At 66.2% G+C, this 231-nt stretch carries 1 protein-coding gene; it reads left to right on the plus strand.

Annotated features, from left to right (window positions below; all coding sequences use genetic code 11):
* Positions 1 to 51: 51 nt before the first annotated feature.
* The coding region (locus FS767_RS22680; protein WP_305986836.1) for a muconolactone Delta-isomerase family protein at positions 52 to 231 on the plus strand (180 nt) is incomplete at its 3' end.

The raw sequence follows: 231 nt of genomic DNA on the forward strand, positions 1-231 counted from the left end.
CAGCAGCCTCGCCGTCGCCACTGCCTGATCACGCCCCGTAGAGGATTTACCATGCTGTTCATGGTCCGCATGACCGTCAAACTGCCCCACGACCTGCCTGCCGCCGACGCCACGCGACTCAAGCAGGCGGAAAAGGAACTGGCCCAGGAGCTCCAGCGCCAGGGCACCTGGCGCCACCTCTGGCGGATCGCCGGGCTCTACGCCAACGTCAGCATCTTCGACGCGGCCGAT

The organism is Pseudomonas sp. DE0010, assembly GCF_007680745.1.
Taxonomy (GTDB): domain Bacteria; phylum Pseudomonadota; class Gammaproteobacteria; order Pseudomonadales; family Pseudomonadaceae; genus Aquipseudomonas; species Aquipseudomonas parafulva_B.